At 31.0% G+C, this 25,146-nt stretch carries 24 protein-coding genes; 3 read left to right on the top strand and 21 right to left on the bottom strand.

Annotation, left to right across the window (positions count from 1 at the left end):
• Window positions 1–94: 94 nt before the first annotated feature.
• The 10 genes from B2694_RS01255 to B2694_RS01210 form a co-directional block, all read right to left on the bottom strand.
• Window positions 95–604 (bottom strand): methylated-DNA--[protein]-cysteine S-methyltransferase, encoded by a 510-nt coding sequence (locus B2694_RS01255; RefSeq protein ID WP_346884218.1) that lies wholly within the window; start codon window positions 602–604, stop codon window positions 95–97.
• A gap of 171 nt (window positions 605–775) precedes the next feature.
• A complete protein-coding gene (locus B2694_RS01250; RefSeq protein ID WP_346848764.1) occupies window positions 776–1,111 on the bottom strand; it encodes a hypothetical protein in 336 nt (111 codons plus the stop codon).
• Window positions 1,112–1,208: 97 nt separating this feature from the next.
• Complete coding sequence (locus B2694_RS01245; protein WP_035134767.1) at window positions 1,209–1,568, bottom strand: DUF1667 domain-containing protein; 360 nt, start codon at window positions 1,566–1,568, stop codon at window positions 1,209–1,211.
• Window position 1,569: 1 nt separating this feature from the next.
• Window positions 1,570–2,820, bottom strand: coding sequence for an FAD/NAD(P)-binding oxidoreductase (locus B2694_RS01240; protein ID WP_346884217.1), 1,251 nt, complete (start codon window positions 2,818–2,820; stop codon window positions 1,570–1,572).
• Between the two features lie 12 nt (window positions 2,821–2,832).
• Entirely contained in the window at window positions 2,833–4,260 is a 1,428-nt protein-coding gene (locus B2694_RS01235) for an NAD(P)/FAD-dependent oxidoreductase (RefSeq protein ID WP_346884216.1), read from the bottom strand.
• A 179-nt stretch (window positions 4,261–4,439) separates the two neighbouring features.
• The gene (locus B2694_RS01230) at window positions 4,440–4,883 is read right to left on the bottom strand and encodes a GNAT family N-acetyltransferase (RefSeq protein ID WP_346884215.1); all 444 of its coding nucleotides are present in this window, start codon (window positions 4,881–4,883) and stop codon (window positions 4,440–4,442) included.
• A gap of 26 nt (window positions 4,884–4,909) precedes the next feature.
• The gene (gene glpK, locus B2694_RS01225) at window positions 4,910–6,406 is read right to left on the bottom strand and encodes a glycerol kinase GlpK (RefSeq protein WP_346884214.1); all 1,497 of its coding nucleotides are present in this window, start codon (window positions 6,404–6,406) and stop codon (window positions 4,910–4,912) included.
• Window positions 6,407–6,655: 249 nt separating this feature from the next.
• Window positions 6,656–7,213, bottom strand: a complete 558-nt coding sequence (locus B2694_RS01220; protein WP_346884213.1) for a glycerol-3-phosphate responsive antiterminator — start codon at window positions 7,211–7,213, stop codon at window positions 6,656–6,658.
• 126 nt (window positions 7,214–7,339) lie between these two features.
• Window positions 7,340–8,656: an erythromycin esterase family protein gene (locus B2694_RS01215; protein ID WP_346884212.1), complete on the bottom strand. Its 1,317-nt coding sequence runs from the start codon at window positions 8,654–8,656 to the stop codon at window positions 7,340–7,342.
• Between the two features lie 98 nt (window positions 8,657–8,754).
• Window positions 8,755–9,414: a CPBP family intramembrane glutamic endopeptidase gene (locus tag B2694_RS01210; RefSeq protein WP_346884211.1), complete on the bottom strand. Its 660-nt coding sequence runs from the start codon at window positions 9,412–9,414 to the stop codon at window positions 8,755–8,757.
• A gap of 535 nt (window positions 9,415–9,949) precedes the next feature.
• Here B2694_RS01210 and B2694_RS01205 point away from each other — a divergent pair.
• On the top strand, window positions 9,950–10,456 hold the full coding sequence (locus B2694_RS01205; RefSeq protein ID WP_346884210.1) for a ferritin-like domain-containing protein: 507 nt from the start codon (window positions 9,950–9,952) through the stop codon (window positions 10,454–10,456).
• 823 nt (window positions 10,457–11,279) lie between these two features.
• Here B2694_RS01205 and B2694_RS01200 read toward each other — a convergent pair.
• The 9 genes from B2694_RS01200 to aroB form a co-directional block, all read right to left on the bottom strand.
• Complete coding sequence (locus B2694_RS01200) at window positions 11,280–11,459, bottom strand: hypothetical protein (RefSeq protein WP_346884209.1); 180 nt, start codon at window positions 11,457–11,459, stop codon at window positions 11,280–11,282.
• Window positions 11,460–11,535: 76 nt separating this feature from the next.
• Entirely contained in the window at window positions 11,536–11,799 is a 264-nt protein-coding gene (locus B2694_RS01195; protein ID WP_346884208.1) for a hypothetical protein, read from the bottom strand.
• Between the two features lie 261 nt (window positions 11,800–12,060).
• Window positions 12,061–12,729 carry a zf-HC2 domain-containing protein gene (locus tag B2694_RS01190; protein ID WP_346884207.1) on the bottom strand — a complete coding sequence of 223 codons (669 nt, stop codon included), beginning with the start codon at window positions 12,727–12,729 and terminating at the stop codon, window positions 12,061–12,063.
• Window positions 12,730–12,845: 116 nt separating this feature from the next.
• Window positions 12,846–13,217: a sigma-70 family RNA polymerase sigma factor gene (locus B2694_RS01185; protein ID WP_346884206.1), complete on the bottom strand. Its 372-nt coding sequence runs from the start codon at window positions 13,215–13,217 to the stop codon at window positions 12,846–12,848.
• A 140-nt stretch (window positions 13,218–13,357) separates the two neighbouring features.
• Window positions 13,358–14,512, bottom strand: a complete 1,155-nt coding sequence (locus tag B2694_RS01180) for a helix-turn-helix domain-containing protein (RefSeq protein WP_346884205.1) — start codon at window positions 14,510–14,512, stop codon at window positions 13,358–13,360.
• A 95-nt stretch (window positions 14,513–14,607) separates the two neighbouring features.
• Window positions 14,608–15,114: a shikimate kinase gene (locus B2694_RS01175; protein WP_346884204.1), complete on the bottom strand. Its 507-nt coding sequence runs from the start codon at window positions 15,112–15,114 to the stop codon at window positions 14,608–14,610.
• 23 nt (window positions 15,115–15,137) lie between these two features.
• Window positions 15,138–16,214 carry a chorismate synthase gene (gene aroC / locus B2694_RS01170; protein ID WP_346884203.1) on the bottom strand — a complete coding sequence of 359 codons (1,077 nt, stop codon included), beginning with the start codon at window positions 16,212–16,214 and terminating at the stop codon, window positions 15,138–15,140.
• A complete protein-coding gene (aroA, locus tag B2694_RS01165) occupies window positions 16,192–17,475 on the bottom strand; it encodes a 3-phosphoshikimate 1-carboxyvinyltransferase (RefSeq protein ID WP_346884202.1) in 1,284 nt (427 codons plus the stop codon). The genes aroC and aroA overlap by 23 nt, the downstream gene beginning before the upstream one ends.
• A gap of 11 nt (window positions 17,476–17,486) precedes the next feature.
• The gene (gene aroB / locus B2694_RS01160; RefSeq protein WP_346884201.1) at window positions 17,487–18,548 is read right to left on the bottom strand and encodes a 3-dehydroquinate synthase; all 1,062 of its coding nucleotides are present in this window, start codon (window positions 18,546–18,548) and stop codon (window positions 17,487–17,489) included.
• Between the two features lie 256 nt (window positions 18,549–18,804).
• On the opposite strand from aroB, the gene B2694_RS01155 reads away from it, so the two are divergent.
• Together B2694_RS01155 and B2694_RS01150 are read left to right on the top strand one after the other, a co-directional pair.
• Entirely contained in the window at window positions 18,805–19,725 is a 921-nt protein-coding gene (locus B2694_RS01155; protein ID WP_346884200.1) for a type II CAAX endopeptidase family protein, read from the top strand.
• A 32-nt stretch (window positions 19,726–19,757) separates the two neighbouring features.
• The gene (locus tag B2694_RS01150; RefSeq protein WP_346884199.1) at window positions 19,758–19,889 is read left to right on the top strand and encodes a hypothetical protein; all 132 of its coding nucleotides are present in this window, start codon (window positions 19,758–19,760) and stop codon (window positions 19,887–19,889) included.
• A 54-nt stretch (window positions 19,890–19,943) separates the two neighbouring features.
• Here B2694_RS01150 and nifJ read toward each other — a convergent pair whose 3' ends face one another.
• Window positions 19,944–23,462 carry a pyruvate:ferredoxin (flavodoxin) oxidoreductase gene (nifJ, locus tag B2694_RS01145; protein WP_346884198.1) on the bottom strand — a complete coding sequence of 1,173 codons (3,519 nt, stop codon included), beginning with the start codon at window positions 23,460–23,462 and terminating at the stop codon, window positions 19,944–19,946.
• A 279-nt stretch (window positions 23,463–23,741) separates the two neighbouring features.
• Window positions 23,742–25,145 (bottom strand): VWA-like domain-containing protein, encoded by a 1,404-nt coding sequence (locus B2694_RS01140; RefSeq protein WP_346884197.1) that lies wholly within the window; start codon window positions 25,143–25,145, stop codon window positions 23,742–23,744.
• Window position 25,146: the final 1 nt, after the last annotated feature.

Here is a 25,146-nt window from a genome sequence, read left to right as displayed (position 1 = left end):
AAAAACGACTTACGGTCTTATTTAAAATAAAAAATAGGCTAAAATATCCTTTAGCCTATTTTGTGTAAATATACAATTATTTATGACTGGTAAATTAATGAGTTTTTTTTAATAAATTATCCTTATTATTTTTTTCAAATTCTAAAAGCTTACTTTTTATATCCGTATGATTTCCTGCATATCCTACTAATTTTCCACTTTTTCCAATTACTCTGTGACATGGAATTATTATAGGAAATTCATTTGCTCTATTGGCCCCACCTATAGCTCTTACACCTTTAGGATTTCCAATTGCTATAGCAATATCGCTGTAACTTCTAGTTTCTCCATAGGGTATATTTATAAGCTCCTGCCAAACTTTATTTCTAAATTCTGTAGTCCTTACTGACAATGGTAAGTTAAAATCTTCCCTTTCACCATTAAAATATTCCTTTAATTGAGTTATAGCCCCTAAGCACCTCTCTTTATTATGTTCTAAACTTCCCTTATTAAGGTTATGGTATTCTTCCCATCCATCTTGAAAAATCTCTATCTTCACTACGCCCTTTTCATCCATAACCACATATATAGTTCCTATAATAGAGTCAAAGTAATCATACCACATAAAATTCCCTCACTTTCGTTATAAACAGAATTCCTAGCTTCTTTGAAGCTTTACTAACATAATTCTTAGTGTCAGTATTTTTGATACTTAGAAATCATTGTCCTTTAGGTCAAATCCTTATCCAGGACTAGTCGTCATCGGATAAAATTAAAAATAACATGTTTTATATAATTATAGTCCTGATTGTAATCTGATTTCTTCTTCTACTTCGGTTTCTATGAGGCATAAATCTAATCTAGAGTTTATATACTCAGTTTTTAATTTCATATAGTTGCCCCAGGTACATATACTACAATCTAAAACATCTATAAGCTCATCTATTAAGCAACCAACTTCCTGTGCTCTTTTAAGGGCATCTTTAATATCCCTTTTGTTAGCAATGGTAATACAGTTCACGCTGCTTGCTGTATCAACTAAGATTTTATAGGAACCTATAAGTCTACATAATTGATCTATAGTAAAACCTAGATCTCTTCCATAACTTTCAATAATTCTTCTCTGTGCCATAAACTCCTACCTTAAAAATGCTTCATTGTAAATATATTATTCCAACCTATAAATTATTATTCTAAATCTCTATTATTTTTAAAATATATTTACTATCCTACTCTATATTCTTCTTTAAGTTTCTAGTAGCCACCACATCTACTCCAGTGCCTAGAATGTCCTTCACTATGATATCTCCCATAGAAATTGGAGCCTCTATTTCTATAGAATTTAATACTTCCATAGCTTTAAAATTTAACTCTTTAGGAATAGGTGTTTTTGTTTTTACTGGTATAACAGGGAGCTCACCATCTTTAACTTTTACTGTGGTAGTTATAACTCTTACAGGATTAGTTACTTCATTTATCCCGTAAATTTCACCTCTTTTGCAAGTGTTTCCTGTAACCTCTTTTGTTTCAGTATTTACCTTTAAATGACATCCCATAGGACAACTTATACAAATTAATTCTTTTATCATATTATTCACCATCCTCTAGAGAAATTGTTATATCTCCTGTAATCTTTTCTAATTGAGTTTTATTAAGTAAAATCTTTTCCATTTCCGATGGTGCTAAGTGATTTCTTTTAAAGCTAGAGATTATATCCTCACCACATCTAACCACAATCCTCTTATTATGATATATATTATTTACCCTCATAAATATGGTTAATTTATCTTCTACAGCCTCTACATTTAATCTTTGGGGAACAGTATAATTAATTCTTTCACCATTTATTATATTTATATAATTCCCCTTGTCATCTTTACCTTTAATATATTTGGCAGCACAAAATCCAGCATGTTTAGATTCTGCACTAACAAAGTCTACTAAATCATGAACATGCACTACATTTCCACAGGCAAATATTCCTTCTACAGAAGTTTCCATGCTTTCATTCACTATAAGTCCATTTGTTCTTCTATCCTTATCAATACCAGCCTTAGAAGATAACTCATTTTCTGGTATTAGTCCTACAGATAATAATAACGTATCACAATGAAACTCAATTTCAGAACCTTTTATTGGCTTTTTGTTTTCATCTACTTTAGCAATTACCACCTTTTCTAATCTCTTTCTTCCTACAACATTAGTTACAGTATGTGATAAATAAAGGGGAATATCATAATCATTTAGGCACTGAACAATATTTCTATTAAGTCCGTTAGAATAAGGCATAAGCTCTACTACAGCCTTAACCTTTGCACCTTCCAAAGTCATTCTTCTTGCCATAATAAGACCTATATCACCTGATCCTAGAATCACAACTTCCTTTCCTGGCATATATCCTTCCATATTGATATATCTTTGAGCAGCTCCTGCTGTAAACACTCCTGAAGGTCTATCCCCTGGCATATTTATAGCTCCTCTAGTTCTTTCTCTACATCCCATAGCAAGAATGATAGCTTTTCCCTTTAGTATTAAATATCCATCTTCCTCATTTATCATATGAATCTCTTTATTTTCTTTTATTTCTAATACCATGGTATTAAGCTTAACTTCAACCCTAGTATCACTTATCATATGGATAAATCTTTGAGCGTATTCAGGCCCTGTAAGCTCTTCTTTAAAAGTATGAAGTCCAAAACCATTATGAATACATTGATTTAATATTCCTCCAAGCTCTCTATCTCTCTCCACTATTAATATTTTCTCAACTCCATTATTATAAGCTTCATAAGCTGCTGCAAGTCCCGCTGGACCTCCACCTATTACTATTAAATCATACATAAATGTTTCCTCCTACTTAGTTCTTCCAATTAAAATATATGAGCCATCGCTTTCTTGAACTATATCTTCCATTTGAACCTTTAACTCTCTTGCAATTATTTCTTGAACTCTAGGACCACAGAAGCCACCTTGGCATCTTCCCATACCTGGTCTACACCTTCTCTTTACTCCATCTAGGGTTACTTTTCCAAAGGATCTCTTTATACTATCTATAATTTCACCTTCTGTTATACTTTCACATCTGCAGATTATTTTTCCATATCGACTATCCTTTTTTATAAGTTCTGCCTTTTTTTCACTGGATAATTCCATGAAGTTAATTTGCTTTCTAGTATTTTTAAAGTTCTCTTTTAACTCAGCCTTAAGTCCTGAATTTTTTAGAATTTCTACCACATCTAAAGCTACCGCTGGTGCTGAAGACAATCCTGGCGATTTCATTCCTGCTGCATCTATAAAGCCTTTTACGTCTCCCGCTTCTCCTACAATAAAATCTCCACAATCTGGATTTGCTCTAAGTCCTGCAAAATTTCTTATACTCTCTCTATAATTAATTTTATCTGTGGTTCTCACAGCAGTATTTTTAATAAACTCTAAGTTTTCAGCTGTAGTTGCAACATTATCTCTATCCTCTACACTTTCTGCATCTGGACCAACTAACAAATTTCCATGAACTGTAGGTGTCACTAATATACCCTTCCCAAGTTTAGAAGGACATTGAAATATGGTGTGACTAACTACATCACCTTGGCTCTTGTCCATAACAAAATATTCTCCCTTAATAGGATTTATCTTAAAGGCTTCTTTACATACTAAATTGTGTATTTTGTCAGCATAGACTCCTGCTGCATTAATAACATATCTGCTTTCTATAACTTCACCTTCAGCTGTATTTATAATAAAATGTTCTTTCTTTTCTATACCAATTACTTGTCTATTTAATTTAACCTCTCCACCATTTTCTACTCCATTTTCCACAAGGGCTATTGTATATTCAAAGGGACCAACAATTCCTCCTGTTGGTGCATATAGTGCACCCATAACCTTATCACTTAAATTAACCTCTTTTTCTAGGACTTCCTCTCTATTTAAAATTTGTAGTCCCTTAACTCCAACTTTATTTCCATTGTCATATAACTCTTTTATAGTTTCCATATCTTCTTCATCAAATCCAATTACTAAAGAACCATTTCTCTTAAAGGGTACTGATAACTCATTACAAATTTCTTCAAACATTTCATTACCCTTAAGGTTATACTTTGCCATTAAAGTTCCTACCTTAGGATCATAGCCTGCATGGACGATGGCTGAATTTGCCTTAGTTGTCCCCATGGAAACATCATTTTCCTTATCTATTATTGCTACCTTTAAATCATATCTCATAAGTTCTCTAAATATGGAAGCTCCAATTACTCCAGCACCTATTATAGCTATATCATACATTAAAATTTCCTCCTTTAATCGCAAAAAAGACAAGCCAAAACAAGGATATAACTCCTTATTTTGTGCCTGTCTCTAAATCTCTTATCAGCACTAATATTTCATTTACACTTATAGTATATCACTTTTAAAAAAAAGTGTCCATGAAACTGCTCTTTAGTTATTAAACTTAAAGGTCAAATCTATTTTTTATATAACATTTCTACGTGAGGAATATCATCTTCTAAGTACTCCTCTGATACTTGTTTAAACCCAAGACTTTCATAAAATCCTTTTATATAAACTTGGCCAGATAATCTAATTTCATTAGAATTAAGTTTCGCTTCTATAAACTTAATTCCTTCTAACATAATTTTTCTACTTAGACCTTTATTTCTATGAGTGTCCTTAACTAATACCCTTCCAATAGATATCTCATCATAAGAGATTCCCTTATTAACTATTCGCAAATATCCTACTACTTCATTTCCTTCTTCTACATACAAGTGATATGAATTATAGTCTTTATTATCACAATCTTGATAAATACAAGTTTGTTCTACTACGAATACTTCATTCCTTACTCTTAAAATCTTATACAACTCTTCTGTGGTTAATTCATTAAATTTCTTTATTTTAATTTCCATAGCCTACCTCCATAAAATAAATTTAACTAATCTTCTTCCCATTGTCTAGTCCTTGCTACAGCCTTTTCCCATCCAGCATAAAGTTTCTCAGAAGTCTCTTTATCGCAGTTTGGCGTGTAGGTCTTACTAGCAAACCACTTCTCTGCAATTTCTTCTTTACTCTTCCAAAAACCTACTGCAAGACCAGCTAAATATGCAGCCCCTAAGGCCGTAGTTTCAGATATTATTGGTCTAGTAACTTCTTGACATATAATATCTGACTGGAATTGCATCAAAAATCCATTTCTACTTGCTCCTCCATCTACTTTTAGCTTTTCAATTCTATATCCAGCATCCTCAGACATGGCATCAATAACAGCCTTTGATTGATAGGCTATGGACTCTAAGGCAGCTCTTATAATATGATTTCTATTAGCTCCACGGGTTAATCCAAAGATTGCTCCCCTTGCATACATGTCCCAGTATGGTGCTCCAAGTCCTACAAAAGCAGGAACTACATATACTCCCCCATTATCCTCTACCTTATTAGCAAAGTACTCAGTATCCACAGCATCAGTTATCATTCTTAATTCATCTCTAAGCCATTGGATAACTGCTCCTCCAACAAATACAGAACCTTCAAGAGCATACTGAACCTTTCCATCTATACCTATGGCAATAGTAGTTATTAATCCATTTTTACTTTTAATTATCTCATCACCTGTATTCATTAATAAGAAGCATCCTGTACCATAAGTATTTTTAGCACTTCCTTTTTCAAAGCACGCCTGACCAAATAAAGCTGCCTGTTGATCTCCTGCTATTCCAGCTATAGGAACTCTAATACCCCCATTTCCACCTAAGTTAGTATGACCATATACCTCTGAGGAATTTTTAACTTCAGGTAACATAGATTTAGGAATCTGTAATATATCTAATATTTTCTCGTCCCACTTTAATTCCTTAATGTTATATAGCATAGTCCTTGAAGCATTAGTATAATCTGTAACATGAACTCTCCCATTAGTAAGCTTCCATACTAGCCAAGTATCTACAGTTCCAAATAAAAGGTCTCCTCTTTCAGCCTTTTCTCTAGCTCCATCTACATTATCTAAAATCCATTTAATCTTTGTTCCGGAAAAATATGCATCAATTAATAATCCTGTATTTTCTTTTATATATTCACTAAAACCTTGATTTACTAACTCATCACATATATGAGCTGTTCTTCTACATTGCCATACAATTGCATTATATATTGGCATCCCTGTGTTTTTATCCCATACAATAGTAGTTTCTCTCTGATTAGTTATTCCAATAGCAGCTACATCTTTTTGTGATATATTACACTTTGCCATAACCTCTTGAAGCATAGAGTACTGACTACTCCATATCTCCATAGGATCATGTTCTACCCATCCTTCTTTAGGATATATTTGTGTAAATTCCTTTTGACTCACCCCTAATATGTTTTGTTCCTTATCAAAAATTATAGCTCTAGAACTTGTAGTTCCTTGATCTAATGCAATTATATAATCTGCCATTTTAATCCTCCATCCATAAATTACTTAAATATCTATGTATAAACAGAATTCTTTGCTTCAGAGGGAGTCTTTACTCCCTCTGAAGCTTAGAAATCGTTATCCAGGGACGTAACAGCTCTTTACTCCCTCTTTGAAGAAAGTGGGAGTATTAGAGCTGGTAGTCATCGGATAAAATCATTCTTATAAATAATAAAAAGGCACATAAAACTAGCATTCTAGTCTTATGTAGCCTCTCTCATCACTCTTAGCCTACATAGCCCAAATTTCCTCTTTTGTAGTAGATACACAGGTTGCTCCTGATTTTAAAGCTGTAATTATTTCTTCCTTACTTTCAATAAGTCCTCCAGCGACTATAGGTTTATTAGACTTTTCTGCAAGTTTTTCTATAACCTTTGGTATAACCCCTGGTAATATCTCTATAGCATCACAGGCCTCTCCTAGATGCTTTATTGCATTATTTAGTGAAAGAGTATCAAAGATAAATACTCTCTGTATTGCTAATAAGTCATAAGCCTTGGCATATTTAATTACCTGAGGTTTTGTACTTATTACGCCTTTAAACTGAGTTTCTTTCTTTAAGTACTTTATTCCAACTTCTCTATTAGTAATACCATCTACTAAATCAATATGAACTATACCTATCTTATTTTTAGAATTTATATTTTCACTTATTTCTTTAATATTAAGTATATCGCCAAATAGGACAAATATTACCTGAACATCTGAATCTAGTACTATATCTAGTTCACTCTCATTCTTAACTGCTGCTATTATAGGATTTTCCTCTAATAACTTTATTAAATCCATACTTAACTCCCTTTCGGAACTGTTTTAACATGTTTTTTTAATTATTACATGTTTAAATTTTTTTGTCAATTCAGCTAAAATTTTTATTTTGATAACCTCAGAAATTATAATTAAAGTCATCATCACTTAATTATATTCATCATTAAGTGGTTCTGTTGCTTTAGAGTTTCTTATACAAACGATATATTGAAAAAAATCTAACATGCTTGCTTCTAGCTCTTCTAGCTCTTCTAGATTATTATTAGTATAATACATTGGTGCTTCAGAAAAAGGTGTATTCTCACCCGTTAATTTATAAATATTCAAATTGCCTTCCAATAAATTATTAGTTTCCTTGATTTGTGGATAAACAACATGGAGCTCATTGGTGATATAGCCACCATCTCCTGATTTACCCATTCCCTCACAACTATCATAATTATATATCACTGTTAAAATCTTATCTTTAAATATTGAGTCATCAGAATTTAAATATGCAGCAAACCACATTTTATCTTTTTCTTTACTTTGAAATGTATGGTTAAGTCCCCATTGTCCATAATACTTACCCTTAGGTAATTCCTTCTGAAGAGTTTGAAAATTTTCATATATCATTTTATCTCTAGTATTATCCCAATCAACATGATCATCCTTATGCTTATAAGCTTCTATTTGATTTAATACGTTCATATTTACAAGGTTAAAACTAGTGAATTTTTCTCCAAAATACTCTTTGTATATACTTTCCTTCTCTTTAATATCATTTTGCAATTCCTTTGAACATTGAGCAAAAGTTTCATCAAATTTATCTAAATCATTAAATGTACTTTTAATCTTATCTATTACTGCTTTTATTTCTTTAGGTGCTTCTTTATCAGGTAAAACATCTACTAAAAACCTATATGCATTGATTGGTTGATGTTCTATATCCACACCTATAACCTCTATTCTACTCTCTTTAGGTAGAGTACTATTATACTCATATAACTTCTTCCAATGGTTATAACCATCCTTATTCCATGCAAAGGTTCCTTTTAGTGGCTTATATATCTCTTCTAATATTTTTATATCCCCAGTATCTAAATACTTATTTATAAAATAAGTATCACTATAGGAAAGTTCACATAAATAATATTTAAAATCTGATTTTTCTTTGAAATATTTTAATAATTTCGTGTTTAACTGTTCATTAGCCTTAGTCCCATGAAGTTCTGCAGTAAAAAAGATTTCCTTTCCCTCTATATCCGAATCCATAATGTCTAAATCTTTAAATTCACTTTCATCTTCTAAATCTATAGCACTATAGTTTTCTTTTAAATACTCTTGCATGATTTTTCTATTCTCAGGTGATTGTTCTAAACTTTTATCAGAGAATTCAATTGAACGCTCCTCTTTCTTACATCCAGTTAATAATATACCTAGTATAAAGAAAATTGATAGTAATCTTAGACTAATCCTTTTCATAAAATGTTCCACCCCTTCAGTATAACAATTTAATAAGTAATATATAATCGTTAATAAACGTATACATTTTAAGCTTAATAGGTTGTTAGGATAAATAATTATACCTTGCCTACTAACACTGGCCAATAATCTAATAGTGCATGTACCAAAATAGGAATTATCAAAGAATTACTCTTTTTGTATAATAAAATAAATAGTCCTCCAGCCACAATGCCTCCTCCAAGTTCTGAGAAGATAGCAGTTAAGGACCGCGTAACTGAATAGTTATTTACGATAATTGGAAGAGTAGCATGCATAGCACCCCACATCATACCACTAATTATTACGGCTAAATAGGTAGGTAGCTCTTTATCTAATTCTGTAAATAAGTATCCCCTAAAAATAAACTCTTCTGCAAACCCTATAGTAATTAGAAAAAATAATGGTTTATATATACCTGCTAGTGAGAAATCACCTTTAATAAAAAATATTCCTATATAAATTGCAAATAAAATACAAGCAACTATTTTGCCATTTCTCGTTGTTCCAGTTATATTTAATGATTGTTTTTTCCTAAGCATAATTAACATAATAATTATTACAATAAGTAAGTTAGCTAGAAAATCACCTAATAATTGTATCCCAACATTTGATATAGTTATGTTTTTAACACCTATAAGTAAATCATTATTATAGAAGTATTTTACTAGGAAAAAGAAATACACCATATATATACCTATAAGAGTTATGGGATATATAATTTTTTTATTAATTTTCATCTAAAGTCTCCCCTTTTTATGTATTTTATAATTTAAGTTGGCTTAATTCCAGTGTTGTCAGTTAAAAATAGCACATAAATTTAAGTTACAGCTTAAGTTGAATTTTTACCATGACATGACTTAAATTTATATGAGATTCAATTATTAGATCTAAATTGCTAAACCCCACCTCAGTTTATTATGGATTTTAAATTATCAACTTTTATAAACTTAAATATGTTTTTAATTAAAAAGTATAATTTTTATAAATTAAGTATATGACTTCCATATAAGAATAGTCAAGGCATCCTCTCATTAACTTCCCTTTGCAATTTTTTCTTATAACCCTTCCCTTATTCTTAACTTCTTGTCTTCCACACTTCCGATATTCCACCCCATTTGAACCTTTTATACAACTAGGATTAAGCCTTATATATAAAAACTACATTTTTAGATATATGTTATGTTATTTTTTCAACAATAGTAATAAATAACTCTCACTAAAATATATTCATCCCCATATTATATATGGTAAAAATTTTTAAGGAGATATGCTATGGAAGCTAAGAATATATATAAAGCAGATTTACCTTATCCAGAAATAGGTTGCACGGATAAAAATAAATCTTATGTACACCTAATACAACTTAACTATGCTGGTGCTATTTCAGAACTAACTTCTGTAAATCAATATATATATCACAGCCTAGCTATGTCTGAAAAATTTGAAGATGTATCCCATTGCTTAATGGACATAGCTAGGGTAGAACTGGAGCACCTAGAAATCTTGGGGAAACTTCTCATAGCTCTTGGTGGAAATCCTAGATTTGAAATTAATAAAGGACATTGGTCACCTAAATTTATTGAATATGGCTCAAATCTAACCTCCATGCTTCGTGAAGATATAGACGGTGAAAAAGCTACCATTAGACAATATAAAGAAACTATAAAATTAATTAAAGATGAAAAGGTAAAAGAAATACTTGAAAGAATAGTAAAGGATGAAGAAGTTCACATTGAAACTTTAGTTTTACTTTATAATGAAGTCTGTAGAAGAAGGTAGGCTACTGTTCCGAATTAAAAAGAGCCTATTACAGAATGTATATAATCAATCTGTAATGGGTTCTTTTTCCTTACTTAAAATACTCTTCTTTTTAATTTATATAAAGCTTATTATAGTACCTCTTATATCCATAGTTATTAAAAAATTATTCACATTAATATTATAAAATCATATATGCACTTATAAGGGTGGAAATCAAAGAAAAGATAAGTATTGAAAGTACTAAAATTAGCTTTTTCCTAATATTCAATTTTGTTTTCTTTATCTTATATTTGTTCTTCTTATATTTAAAAAACTCTAGCAGACTAAGTATTATCAGTAATGTTATGTATGTTTGAACACCTAATACCCTAGCTTTCCATGGAGTAAAAATACAATTTTTAAGATAGCCAAAAATAGTCAAAGATAAAAAACAAATAAAGCAAAATAAATATACAATTGACATTATATTTTTAAAATACAATACTTCATTGAAAGCATCCTTATTAATATTATCACTATCACATAAGTGTATTGAAAACATAAATTCATTAAAACAGTAGAAGGTAAAAAAACAGGTTAAAATTACAGTAAATCCTGATAAATAATTCATATTCTGACTTTCCTCCTTTAAGTTATAATACTTTTAGTTTAGTTTCAACTAACCATTTTGCTCCTCCACTTAAATTAATGTTAATTTCTATTCATTTAATAAATAAAAACATTCAAAAAACCCACAAACCCCCACGGTGCCAACAACTAGTTAACTAGTTAAAAAGTTATATAGTTACCTAGGATCATATTTAACTAGTTTCCTATATAAAATTTCATATACTTAAATAGTTTAATTTTCTTTAACCTTCTCTCGTTGTACGAAGAATGAAGATATTATACTTGTTAACATTCCAGCTACAAAAATACCAACGAGTAATCCTGGTACTGGTTTCTGGAATACAACAAATAATATCATTATTATCAAGACTGTTATTTCTATAGAAAGACCTAACCACATTACTTTTTTCATTATCTTTTTTCCTTCTTTCAATGGCTAAACTACTAAAATTAAGTTTTTCCTAATGTTAAATTTTGTTTTCTTCATCTTATTTTTTATTATCTATACCTAAACAAATAACCCAAAATATTACATACAAAACTGTGAAAAGTCCTATTATTGTAGTACGCATATTATCTGTAAATGCAGAATTTGAACATACATAAGCCAACACACTATTTCCAAATACTACTGCAACTAAATGCTCTGTACTATCTGTTTTCTTACCATTTTTTAAATGCTTTTTTTTATAGAAAATTTGTGATAATAACACAATAATATATGGGATTAACATGATTATTACTAAATCCATGCTTATAACTCCTTTATACATAATTTTAATCATTATAAAACATAAAGCAGAGAAAACGGATTTCTTGTAAGTTTCAAATTAAACAATCCTTGACCTCCGACATATCTAGCTAAACTACTAAATCTATCTCCACTTAAAGGGTATTAATTTTAATAACCACATTGTAACCTATAATCAGCTTATTTTATAGAAAAATGCACAAAACGGTATATTCTGTGCATGAAATTCCAACTTAATAGCAAAATTGGTGAACAAATAATCTTATTCTGCTACGTAGTCTTCAACAGCTTGAATTATACCTTCTCCCTTTATAGATAATGGAGCTATTACACATATGTCCTTACTAAAAATAATTTGATAGTTTTCAAATTCGTATATCTTATTACCATTTTCTTCATTTACTAGTTCTAAATGTTTAGTCATATCTTTTAATGATGTTTTACCCTTTTGAAATGCATCTTTTATTTCTATTCGATTTGCAAAAAAATCAATAAAGTATGCTTCTTCTAATTTATAGGTATATATCTTATAATCATCATACTCCCCAATAAAATCGATACTTTCATTCTCTTCTATACTTATACATAGATTATTGCTTACTGCTTTATTATTATACTGCTGATGATATGCCGAGGTTAGTATTATAACTAATCCTGCAAATAGCAATGCACATATAACTGCTATTGCAATCAATAACTTAACCATGGTTGAATATTTTTTCTTACATTTTTTAAAATAATGTACTTCCTTAGTATTGTTTTGCTTCTCTTTATCTGTAACAGACATAGGTTTTATCATTTGCTGAAATTCTTTATTACAATCTTTACACTCTTTTAGATGCTCTTCTATATCTTTACATGTTTCATCACTTGTCAAATTATCAACATAACTTGGCAATAAATCTTTTACTATATAGCAATCTAATTTCATTTTGTTAGCTCTCCTTCCATTAGCTTCTTTTTTCCCCTATAGAACATTACCCTTGAATAGTTCTCCGATTTCCCTATTATTTCACCTATTTCTGCAAAAGATAAATCACTAGAAATTCATAAATAAATAACCTCTTTCATATTATCATCTAATTCCCGCAACTTCTTATAAAAGGCTAACTTATCAAATCTATTCATAACCTCAGAATTTAGATCATAAGAATCCATTATATCTATTTTTATTTCTTCCATTGAAATAGTTTCATATTTCTTATTCTTTTCAAGGTGTTTGTACCAAACATGTTTAGCAATCTGACAAAGCCATACAGAAGGTTTACAATCCCCACGATATTTATTAATAGTTTTCATAGCCTGATAAAAAGTTTCCTGTGTTAGCTCTTCTGCTAAATTATCATCATGTACCATAGATAATAAATAGTAATACACCTTTTTCCCATGGCTTTTATAGTACACTTCTATATCTTCCACATTTTCACCTCCTATTAGTAAGTCCGTAAAATATTAATTTCGTTACAAAAAAATTAGACGATAAATTCTAGTTCCTACTTTATCGTCTAATCTTTTACTTATACGGATTATAAACTTACTGCTAATTAACCTTAATATCACTACTTTTTACCTTCATAGAATTTTGTTCCTGGTAAGATTACCTTAAAACAGTCTTCTGCTCTAGAGTTTATAAAGGTCACATTTTTTTTGAAAGGCTTTTTTATCTTTCCAAATCCACCTTCATTATTTAAAAATCTTTTATTTTCATCTAGTGTTACTAGTTTCTCATAAAGCCACATGTTTCTTCTATTATAGTTAATTCTTTTCCCTGTGGAATTGTTCTGTATCATTTGTCCTGGGCTATTAACTATTATACTGTTTCTAGATATTACTACTTCTATTACTCTATCTATGGAAGAATACTCCCTATAAAGTACTGCATTGTTTATTGCCTCAACTATAGCTCCTATAGGATAATTCTTAGGTAATATTTTTCTTAATATATCTTCGCTTTTATCTATCATAGACAAGAGATTACCTTGTACAACATTTACCCTTTCTTTTACCTTACCTAAATTATTAGTTATCCTAATCATATTTTGAGGTATGCAAAGACTATTGTTATCAGAGAATACTAACAGCCCTCCCAAGGTACATTTCTCTTCTCCAGTATCCTTATCTGTGTATGATATTCCTGCACTCCTCATAAGAAATTTTTCATTAGAACTATTTATAACTATGCCTTTTTTATTAAAATAGTTTTTTACTATTTCCATATTTATAAGATTTATATCACTTCTTACCACTTGGGAAGTTTCAATAAAAAAGTCTAAATTCTCCTCAAAGGCTTCTACTAGTTCCTGTTTTCTCATAGTATCGGTGGTAGAGCCTCTTCTGATATAAAATGCTCCATTCTCCTTAAGTTGATATGGCTTTTGTTCTCCATCATATATTGTAATTATACAAATCCTTTTTTTACTTATATTATACTCATCTACAGAGATTGGGATTGGTGGCTCACATCTAGAAGATATTATTTGTTGTACTTGTTCTTCTGTGAAAACTTCACTTTCATCTAAGCCTATTAACTCTTTTGTTTTATCCTCAATACCTACAACTATATATCCTCTTCCACCCTTTGAATTAGCAATGGCACAAACATCTTTAGCTAGTTCTTTTTTGCCACTTTCAAAATCTAAGGATAGCTTTTGTTTGAAATCTAACTTTAATCCTTCTTGCCGTTTTATGATAGATAGTATTTTCTTAGTATCCATGACCTCACCTCAATTCTCTATATTAATATAATATTAAAAAGGATCCATATATGACTTTATAAACAGATAAGATTTAAGGAATATATCTATTAATACTATCGCCTATGGAGCTTAATTTTAATTATATCCTTTATAATATTAATAACCTTTTCCGTACTATCATTATTATCTATAGTAATATGAGCATATTTTTTATAGAGCTTATACCTTTCTTTATGTAAGTCATATATCTTATCTTTTCCTTCTTTTAAAAGAGGTCTATTTGATATATCTAAAGTTTCTATTATTTTTTCCGGTTTTCTATCTATAAATATTATACATCCACTTTTCCCTAAGGCATCCATGTTCTCTTTTCTCTTTATAACGCCACCCCCTGTGGCTATAAGAGTATTTTCTAGTTTAGAAACCTGTTTAACTGCTTCTGTTTCCCTATCTCTAAAGTATTCTTCGCTAATGCTAAACATTTCCTTTATAGTCATATTGTTTTTTTCTTCTATATATTCATCTAAATCAATAAAATTTATTTCTTCATCCTTACTAATTATATTCCCTAGACATGTTTTCCCACATCCTGATAGACCTATTAATATGATATTATTCAAAACTCTTCTCCCTTCTAGAATGCCTATTGAAGCATCATATCTAAAATAGCAATGGCAGTGACACACTCCACCACTGGCACTGCTCTTTGTACTATACAAGGATCATGTCTTCCCTTAATTTCTAAAATATCATCAGCTTTTGTCTCCATATTTACAGTTTTCTGTGGTAAAGCTATAGATGGCGTTGGTTTAAATGCTACTGAAAATGTAACTGGCATTCCACTAGTAATTCCACCTAGAATCCCCCCATTATTATTAGAATAGGTTTTTATGTCCTCACCTTCAATATAGTACTGGTCATTTGCCTCACTACCTCTTAGGGTTGAGATGTTAAACCCTTCTCCAAACTCTACTCCCTTAACTGCTGGAATAGAAAAAAGCATATGGGATAATACACTTTCTACTGAGTGAAACATTGGACTTCCAAGTCCTACTGGTAGGTTAATAACAGCTCCTTCTATAACACCTCCAATAGAATCTCCTAAAGCTTTAACCGCTAAAATTTCTTTTTTCATTTCTTCGGAAATAATCTTATTTAAGGTAGGAAATCTATCCTTCCTCAATTCTTGTAATAATTCTTTTCTTATATTTACTTTGTTAAAGCCATGATCTTTTATCTTTCCAATAGACTTTATATGTGCACCTATATACACATCATATTCCTTTAAAATATCCTTACATATTGCTCCTACAAAGACTAAAAGAGCTGTGAGCCTACCAGAAAAATGTCCACCACCTCTATAGTCATTATATCCTTCATATTTAATAATAGCTGGGTAATCACAGTGGCTTGGTCTTAGCTTTACCTTAAGCTCTGAATAATCCCTAGATTTAGTATTGTTATTTTCAATTATGGCTGATAGTGGTGCCCCTGTAGTTCTTTCTTCAAAAATCCCGCTTAAAACCTTAGGTATATCTTTTTCTACTCTAGAAGTAGAAAATAAATCCTTACCTGGTGCTCTTCTTCTCATTTCTTCATTAACAAAGTCAAAATTTATCCTATGCCCTGATGGTAATCCATCAATTACAACTCCTATGGCATCACCATGGGATTCTCCAAAAATTGATACTTTTATTTTATTCCCTATAATTGAACTCATCACCTTCACCCCCTAATTTAATATAATCCTTAAAGAAATTAGGATAAGACTTCTCTACGGCACTAGGATTATTTATGATTACATTACCCCTAGCTCTTGTGGCTGCTATGGCCAAGGCCATTACTATTCTATGATCATTGTGAGAATCAACTTCTCCACCCTTTAATTCATTAACTCCTGATATTATTAAAGAATCTTCTAACTCTATTATATCTGCTCCTAGTTTATTTAACTCTTTAGTTATAGCATGTAGTCTATCACACTCTTTAATTCTAAGTCTTTTAGCATTTACTATTTTAGTTTCACCCTCTGAAAGGCTAGCAAGCACCGTAAGAACTGGAACTAAATCGGGACAATTAGAGGCATCTATTTCTATGCCCTTAGTCTTAGACGGTTTTACTCTTATACCTTCTTCACTTTCTTCCACATTACATCCCATAGCTTCTAAAATATCTAATATGACCTTATCTCCTTGAAGAGAATCCTTATTTAGACCATAACATACTATAGAAGAACCTAATGCCCCTGCTACTAAAAAGAAGGCTCCCTGAGAATAATCTCCCTCTACATAATAGTTTCTACTATTATATTTTTGGGCTCCTCTAATATTAAACTCTTTATAATTATAATTTTCTATCTCTATGCCAAAATCCTTTAAAATATCTAAAGTAAGATCTATATATCCCTTAGATTCTAGTTTTGTAGTTATCTGAATTCTAGAATTACCCTCTAAAATGGGGAGAGAAAACAGTAGCCCTGTTATAAATTGTGAGCTTATATCTCCCCTTACTCTATATGTACCACTAGTAAGTTTTCCGCTTACCTTCAAAGGCAAACCGCCCTCTTCTATTGAGTATTTTATACCCTTTTCTTCAAAGATTTTATAATATGGTTCTAGTGGTCTTGAAATTAACTTTCCTTCTCCACGAAATATATAGTCCCCATCTTTGGTTAAAGCTAGTGGAATTAGAAATCTTAGAGTTGAGCCAGATTCTCTGCATCTTAAATCTAGTTTCTTTTCATAGGAAAACATCTTTCTTCCATCAATATATAAGTTTTGAGCTTCAATATTAACAACTGCTCCAAAATCCCTCATTATCTCCATAGTAGCTTCAATATCCTTAGAAAGTTGTATATTATACACTCTAGATATTCCTCTACTTAGAGCAGCTGCAATTATCCCTCTATGCCCTAAACTTTTAGAAGAAGGAACAACTATATTCCCTTTAAGTAACTTGGGTTTTATTATAATTTTATCCACAGCTTTTCCTCCTAAATAAATTTTTTTAATTCTTCATGAGTAACCTTATGAATAAAAACCTTACCTATGTCTTCAATAAGAATAAGGTTTATAAAATCTCCTATTATCTTTTTATCTACTGAAATAGCATCAATAATATCTCCTCTGGTCTTTCCTTGAAAATCATAGGGTAAGTTAAATTTATCTAGTAAACTTTTTATTCTGTTAGCAACTCCATCCTTACATATATTTAATTCCTCACATCTAAGGGCTATAGAGTACATCCCTATAGCTACAGCTTCTCCATGAGAAACGCCCTTATAATTTTCAAGCTTTTCTATAGCATGGCCTATGGTGTGACCAAAATTTAAAATCATTCTCTCTCCTTTGTCCTTTTCATCCTGCTCTACTACCTGTTTTTTTATACTACAGCATTTATATATTATATCTTCTATATATTCAAATAAAGCTTCATAGCTTTCTATACTTTCAAACTTTTCAAAGAGATCTTTATCCTTTATTAATCCATATTTTATAGCTTCACCTAACCCATCATTTACATATCTCTTTTCTAAGGTTTTAAGCACCTGAGGATCAATATATACTGCCTTAGGATTATAAAAATTACCTATTAAATTTTTTCCCCTAGGTAAATCTATAGCAACCTTACCTCCTATAGATGAATCGATTTGGGCAAGTAGTGATGTTGGAACTTGAACAAATGGAATTCCCCTTAAAAAAGTAGCTGCACAAAAGCCTGCTAAATCTCCAATGACTCCTCCCCCTAAAGCTATAATTAAATTCCCCCTATTTAGCTTAAAATCTAAAAGTTCATTATATAACTTCATTAAAGATTCTATTGATTTACTACCTTCACCAGGTTTCAAAACTACCTTTAAAACTTTAAAATCATTATCCTCTAAAGACTCTTTAACTATATCTCCATAAAATTCATCTACATTTTCATCAGTAATTAAAGCTATTTTATTTCCTTCATATATCTTTGAAATCTCTTTACCTATACTGTTTATAATTCCTGATTTAATAAGAATTTCGTATTGATTATTAGGAAGGTTTATTTGTAAATTTCTCATAATTATCTTCCTCCGCTTTATTGTTCTATCCTTTTATTTAAAATAGTTACTTACTGTTATTATAAGATATTTATTACTAATTATTATACATTAATGAATTATATTTTCACATATGAATTCATTAATAGAAACTTATGTATTAAATTACTCCTTTTGTATTATATATATTGTGAATTAATATATATAGTGTAAAATATAATATAATGTTACATATATATTACCGTATATATTTTATAATTTAAATTGGGGGATTTTTATGAAATTTTTTAACACACATTCCGTTATGATTGAGGAAGCAAAAAAAGCTAAACTGAAACACAATCCATTTCTCAACTTACTTATATCCTTAGTTCTTATTTTAGTAAGTCAATTTATACTTGTGGTTCCTATGGCAATAATAGGTTTTATAAGTGTGATTAAATCCAATGGATTATCTATGACCATAGATAATGAAACTTTAACTCTTATAAATTTATTTGGTACTGGATTTTTAATTATACTCTGTATTTTATATTGCAAATTTAGTGAAAAAAGAAATCTTCGCTCTATGGGGTTAATAAAAAAAGGTGCTTTTAAAGAATATGGCATTGGATTAATAGTAGGACTTGTTATGTTTAGTGCTGTTGTATTAATTCTAATAATATCTGGACAATTATCCTTTGTTAAGGTTACTCTGTCTTCTCTTCCTCTAATTATTATTTTCTTTATTGGTTTTATGATACAAGGTGCCAGTGAAGAATTTCTATGTAGAGGCTTTTTATTAACTTCAATTGCTGCTAAAAATGGAATTATTCTCGGTATTATTTTGAACTCCTGTTTATTTGGATTTCTCCACATTTTCAATTCAGGATTTTCTATACTACCAATGATTAATATTATTTTAGTTGGTATATTCTTTTCCGTTTATGCCTATCGTACAGATAATATTATTGGAGTATGTGCAATTCATACCATGTGGAACTTTGCTCAAGGTAATATATATGGAATTCTTGTTAGTGGAATGAACATAGGACCTTCTATTTTGAAAGTTAATAGTTTTAGTGACTCTTTACTATCTGGTGGTAACTTCGGAGCTGAGGGTGGCCTTGCTTGTACAATTGTATTAATTATATCTACATTGCTTGTGGTACTTATTCCTAAAAAATCTATCTCTACATCACCAAGTGAATCATATTAAATTAAATTATATTATATTATAAGGAGGCTTTTATGGAGACTTTACTTGCTTTTATTCCTATGTTAATTGTTTTACCCATAATTTTATTGTTTTGGGGTTTAGGTATTTATGCGTTGGTACTTATGATTAAAGCTTTAAAAATTTATATTAATAAAAACTCATAATGTATCTAAATTATAGAAGACCATATCATAACTATGAAATGGTCTTCTAATTTTTTATTCTTGAGCTGATAACTTCTTATAGTTATTATATCTTTCCATAGCATCTGCTTCTGTCTTTGCAAATAACTCCTCTGCTACTTCTGGGAATACTTTTGCTAAGGATGCATATCTAACCTCACCTAATAAGTAGTCTTTAAAACTTCCATTTGGTGCTTTTGAATCTAAGGAGAACGGATTCTTAGTTCCTTTTAAATCTGGATTATATCTATATAAAGTCCAATATCCACACTCTACTGCTCTCTTCTGTTCTTCTTGTGAATAAGACATTCCAGCTTTAATACCATGATTAATACATGTAGAGTAAGCTATTATTAATGATGGTCCATCATAAGCTTCAGCTTCTGAAATAGCTTTTATAGTCTGATTTTTATCTGCTCCCATGGATACTTGAGCTACATATACATAACCATAGCTCATAGCCATCATTCCTAAATCCTTCTTCTTAGTTCGTTTTCCTGATGCTGCAAACTTAGCTACTGCAGCCGTTGGAGTTGATTTTGATGATTGACCTCCTGTATTAGAATAAACTTCTGTATCAAAGACTAATACATTTAAATTTTCTCCTGATGCCAATACATGGTCAAGGCCACCATATCCTATATCATAAGCCCATCCATCTCCTCCAAATAGCCATTGAGATCTCTTAACAAAGAATTCTTTATCTTCTAGTATCTTTTTAGCTATTTCACTATTTTCTTTCTGAAGAACTTGGGTTAGCTTAGTTGCTCTATCTCTTGTACCTTCACTCTTATCCATGTTATCTAACCAATCCTGTAACACAGGCTTAGCTCCCTCTGAAATATTCCCACTTAAAGCTTCTCTTATATTCTGTGCAATTCTTTCTCTTATGGTTTTAACAGCCATAAACATTCCAAAACCATACTCAGCATTATCTTCAAAGAGTGAGTTAGCCCATGCTGGTCCATATCCATCTTTATTAGGTCTATAGGCTGTTGAAGGTCCTCCTGCTGCCCAAATTGATGAACAACCAGTAGCATTAGCTACCATCATTCTATCTCCAAATAATTGAGTTACAAGTTTAGCATATGGAGTTTCTCCACATCCAGCACATGCACCTGAGAATTCAAGTAGAGGCTGCTCAAACTGACTACCCTTCACAGTATTTTTGTTCAATGGATTCTTCTTGTTTGCAACTTTTTCTACAACATAATTCCAAACTTCTATTTGATCATGTTGACTATCCTGTGGTTTCATAACTAAAGCTTTTTCTTTAGCTGGACAAACCTCTGCACAGTTTCCACATCCAGTACAATCTAAAGGTGTAACTCCTATATGGAAGAACATTGGAGCTTCAGTTTTAAGAGCTTTAGCTTCTAGTAATTTCATGTCCTTTGGAGCATTTTCTTTTTCTTTTTCATCTAATAGGAAGGCTCTAATAGTGGCATGTGGACATACATATGAACATTGGTTACATTGAATACAGTTCTCTGAAATCCACTGTGGCACATTTACTGCTATTCCTCTCTTCTCAAAGGCAGTAGTACCTGCCATGAAGGTACCATTATCTACTCCCTCTCTAACCAATGTAGAAACTGGAATAGCATCTCCTTCCATCCTATTCATTGGTTCTACAATATCTTTAATAAATGCAGGATAATCCTTCATTATATCTAACTTATCATCCTTAGCATCCTTCCATTTACTTGGAACTTCTATCTTAGTTATAGAATTTATTCCTGAATCAATGGCAGCGTGGTTCATATTTACAACTTTTTCACCCTTCTTACCATAGGAAGTTATAACTGCTTCTTTTAAATATTTTACTGCATCTTCAATAGGTATGATATCTGCTATCTTAAAGAAGGCAGCTTGCATTATCATATTTATTCTTCCACCTAACCCAATTTCTTGGGCTATTTTAACTGCATTTATGATGTAGAGCTCTATATTATTTTCTGATATATATCTTTTTAAGTCAGCTGGTAATCTATCTTCCAAATCTTTTTCTGTCCATTGAGTATTTAAAAGGAATTTTCCACCCTTCTTTAATCCTTGTAATAAGTTATAGCTATATACGTAGGATTGGTTATGGCAAGCAACAAAATCTGCTTTGTCAATGGTATAGTGAGATTTAATTGGTTTATTACCAAATCTTAAGTGAGAAACAGTTATTCCACCTGATTTCTTAGAATCATAAGAGAAATATCCTTGAGCATACATGTCTGTATAATCTCCAATAATCTTTATAGCACTCTTATTAGCTCCAACGGTACCGTCAGAACCTAATCCCCAGAACTTACATGAGGTTGTGCCTTCTGGTGTAGCATCTATATCTTCCTTTGGCATTAAAGATGAGTTTGTAACATCATCAATTATTCCTATAGTAAATCTATCCTTTGGTTTATCTTCTTTGAGGTTTTCAAATACGGCAGCTATGTGAGCTGGAATTGGATCCTTTGAACCAAGTCCAAATCTTCCACCTACTACTAATGGAGCATTTTCTTTTCCAAATAGTGCTCTTACTACATCTAGATAAAGAGGCTCCCCTATAGAACCTGGCTCCTTAGTTCTATCAAGTACTGCTATCTTCTTAACTGTACTTGGCATAGCTTTTATAAACTTCTCTATAGAGAAAGGTCTATAAAGTCTTACTTTTACAAGTCCTATCTTTTCTCCCTTAGCTCTTAGATAATCTATAGTTTCCTCAACTACTTCAGATACAGAACCCATTGATATGATTATCCTATCTGCATCCGGTGCTCCATAGTAATCAAAACAGTGATATTCTCTTCCTGTTAGTTTTGTTATTTCACTCATATAATTTTCTACTACAGTAGGTATATCTTCATAGTATCTATTAAGTGATTCACACATTTGAAAATACAAATCAGGATTTTGAGCAGTTCCTCTTGTAACTGGATGGTCTGGATTTAAAGCATTTTTTCTGAACTCATCAATAGCTTTATAGTCTACTAGTTTTGCAAGTTCCTCCTGCTCTATAACCTCAACCTTTTGTATTTCATGGGAAATTCTAAAGCCATCAAAGAAACTAAGAAATGGCATTCTAGCCTTTATAGCGCTTAAATGTGCTACTGCTGCTAAATCCATAACCTCCTGAACAGAACCTTCTGCAAGCATTGCAAATCCTGTTTGTCTTGTAGCCATAACATCTTGATGGTCACCAAATATACTTAAGGATGACGTAGTAAGAGCTCTAGCTGCAACATGTATAACTCCAGGTAATCTTTCTCCTACCATCCTATACATGTTAGGTATCATAAGTAATAGACCTTGTGATGCTGTATATGTAGATGATAGAGCTCCTGCTTGTAAGGAACCATGTAATGCTCCAGCTGCCCCTGCCTCAGATTGCATCTCTACTACTTTAACAGGATGACCAAATATATTTTTTCTTCCCTTAGCAGCCCATTCATCTACTAGCTCAGCCATAGGTGTAGATGGTGTAATTGGGAATATAGCAGCTACTTCTGTAAATGCATAGGATATATGTGCTGCTGCTGTATTACCATCCATAGTCTTCATTTTTCTCATGTTATTACCTCTTTTCTTACAGTTTAAATATATTCTTATGAAGGTATTTAGACATATATCTAATGCCTCAATAGCCTTTTGTTACTTTGTTCTAAGTTATAAAGCTTTAATTTTTACTCTTATACCATTTATATGTTGAGCTAAATAAGTGTATATTATGTATAGCATTAAAATTTATTAAAGACTTATTACTTAACTATAAAAAAATGAGGCTTTCACAAAATAGAGTTATCCATTTTGTGAAAGCCTCATTGGTAAAACTATATAATTTTTAACACTCTATATTGTAGGTTCAACACTATTCATGGACCAACCATCATTTCTTACGTCATGTATATCTATAAACTCATCCTTCTCTTCTATAGCCTTAAGCCTCTTTACTATTCCATAAGGCTCTTTTAGAGATAATTTATATCCTCTGCCTGATATTATCCATAAAGTTCTATAACCTTTTGGAGTAACCTTTAAGTTATCTTCACCTTTACCATCAGTAAAGTATATAAGTAAGTTAGTGTCAGTGTTATTTATATATTCAAATACAGGAGTAAACTGTGTTCCTCCCCCTTTAGTAACCCTTTCTCTTATATCCTTTACAGACTTAACCTTATATGCTCTTCTAATATTGCTATCACACTCTATTATAGTAACTTCACTATTATAATTTTTTACTATTGAAAGTACCTCTTTCATAGCTTGCATAAACTCAGCATCACTTATACTTCCACTTATATCTATAGCTACAGCAATTTTAGCCCTATGTCCTCTTAACTCCCCTTTTAAATCTAATCTATTAGGTTGCCTTCGACTTCTTCTTGTCACAGTTTTTTTCTTACTACTCTCTAAGGTCCCAATTATTTTTTTTAAATAAATATTCCATGGGATTTCATTTTCACTTCCCTTTAAAGTCTTTATCATAGCTTCTATCTCTATCGGAAGCTTTCCTTTACTAGAAAGCTCTGCAAATTTCTCCGTAAAGGACTTCAGAGTTTTATCATCTATATCATCAGATTCATCCCAGGTATCATGAGTCTTTTTAGGATCATATTCATCCTTAGTATCGCCTTTAGAATCATCCTCTTCTCCTTCTTTGTCCTCTTTTAACAAATCCAATTCTCCTTGAATTTCTCTCACATAGTACTCCATAGAATTATATGGTTCTAACTTCAAATTATATTTTGTATTTACCCACTCTAAGGTAGTTGCATAGGCAGGTAAGAAATTAATATATTGATTTGCAACTATGTCCATAGCCATATTAACAGCTAAGGTACTGTATTTTTTTCTTAACTCCTTTGCCCTTACTAAATGTAATGCTAAAATATGATGTATTTCATGTTTTATAGTCCCTTGCATCTGACTCAAATTAAGTTGTAAAAATATAAGAGGATTAAAATAAACAATATATTTAGCCACCTTAAAACTTATGGATGTAGGTGTAGATATATCATATCTTATTTCTCTTTTTACCTGAAATAAAAAGTATCCATAGAAATTTTCCTTATCCTCCATCAAGGCTAGGTTTATTCTATCTACTAGTCTATAAAACTCTACCTTCAAATCTTCTGGCATATCTACTACAAATTTTTCGCCATCTCTTTTGGCTTTAAACATCTCTCCACCATTAACTATATTAGTTACCCTATTATAAAGCTTAACCCTTAATTCTTCAAAATTCTTACTCATG

The organism is Clostridium sp. UBA4395 (genome assembly GCF_002390995.1).
In the GTDB taxonomy this organism is placed as follows: domain Bacteria; phylum Bacillota; class Clostridia; order Clostridiales; family Clostridiaceae; genus Clostridium_J; species Clostridium_J sulfidigenes.
Note: the sequence above shows the minus strand (reverse complement) of the source record. Positions and strands in the feature narration are given on the sequence as shown.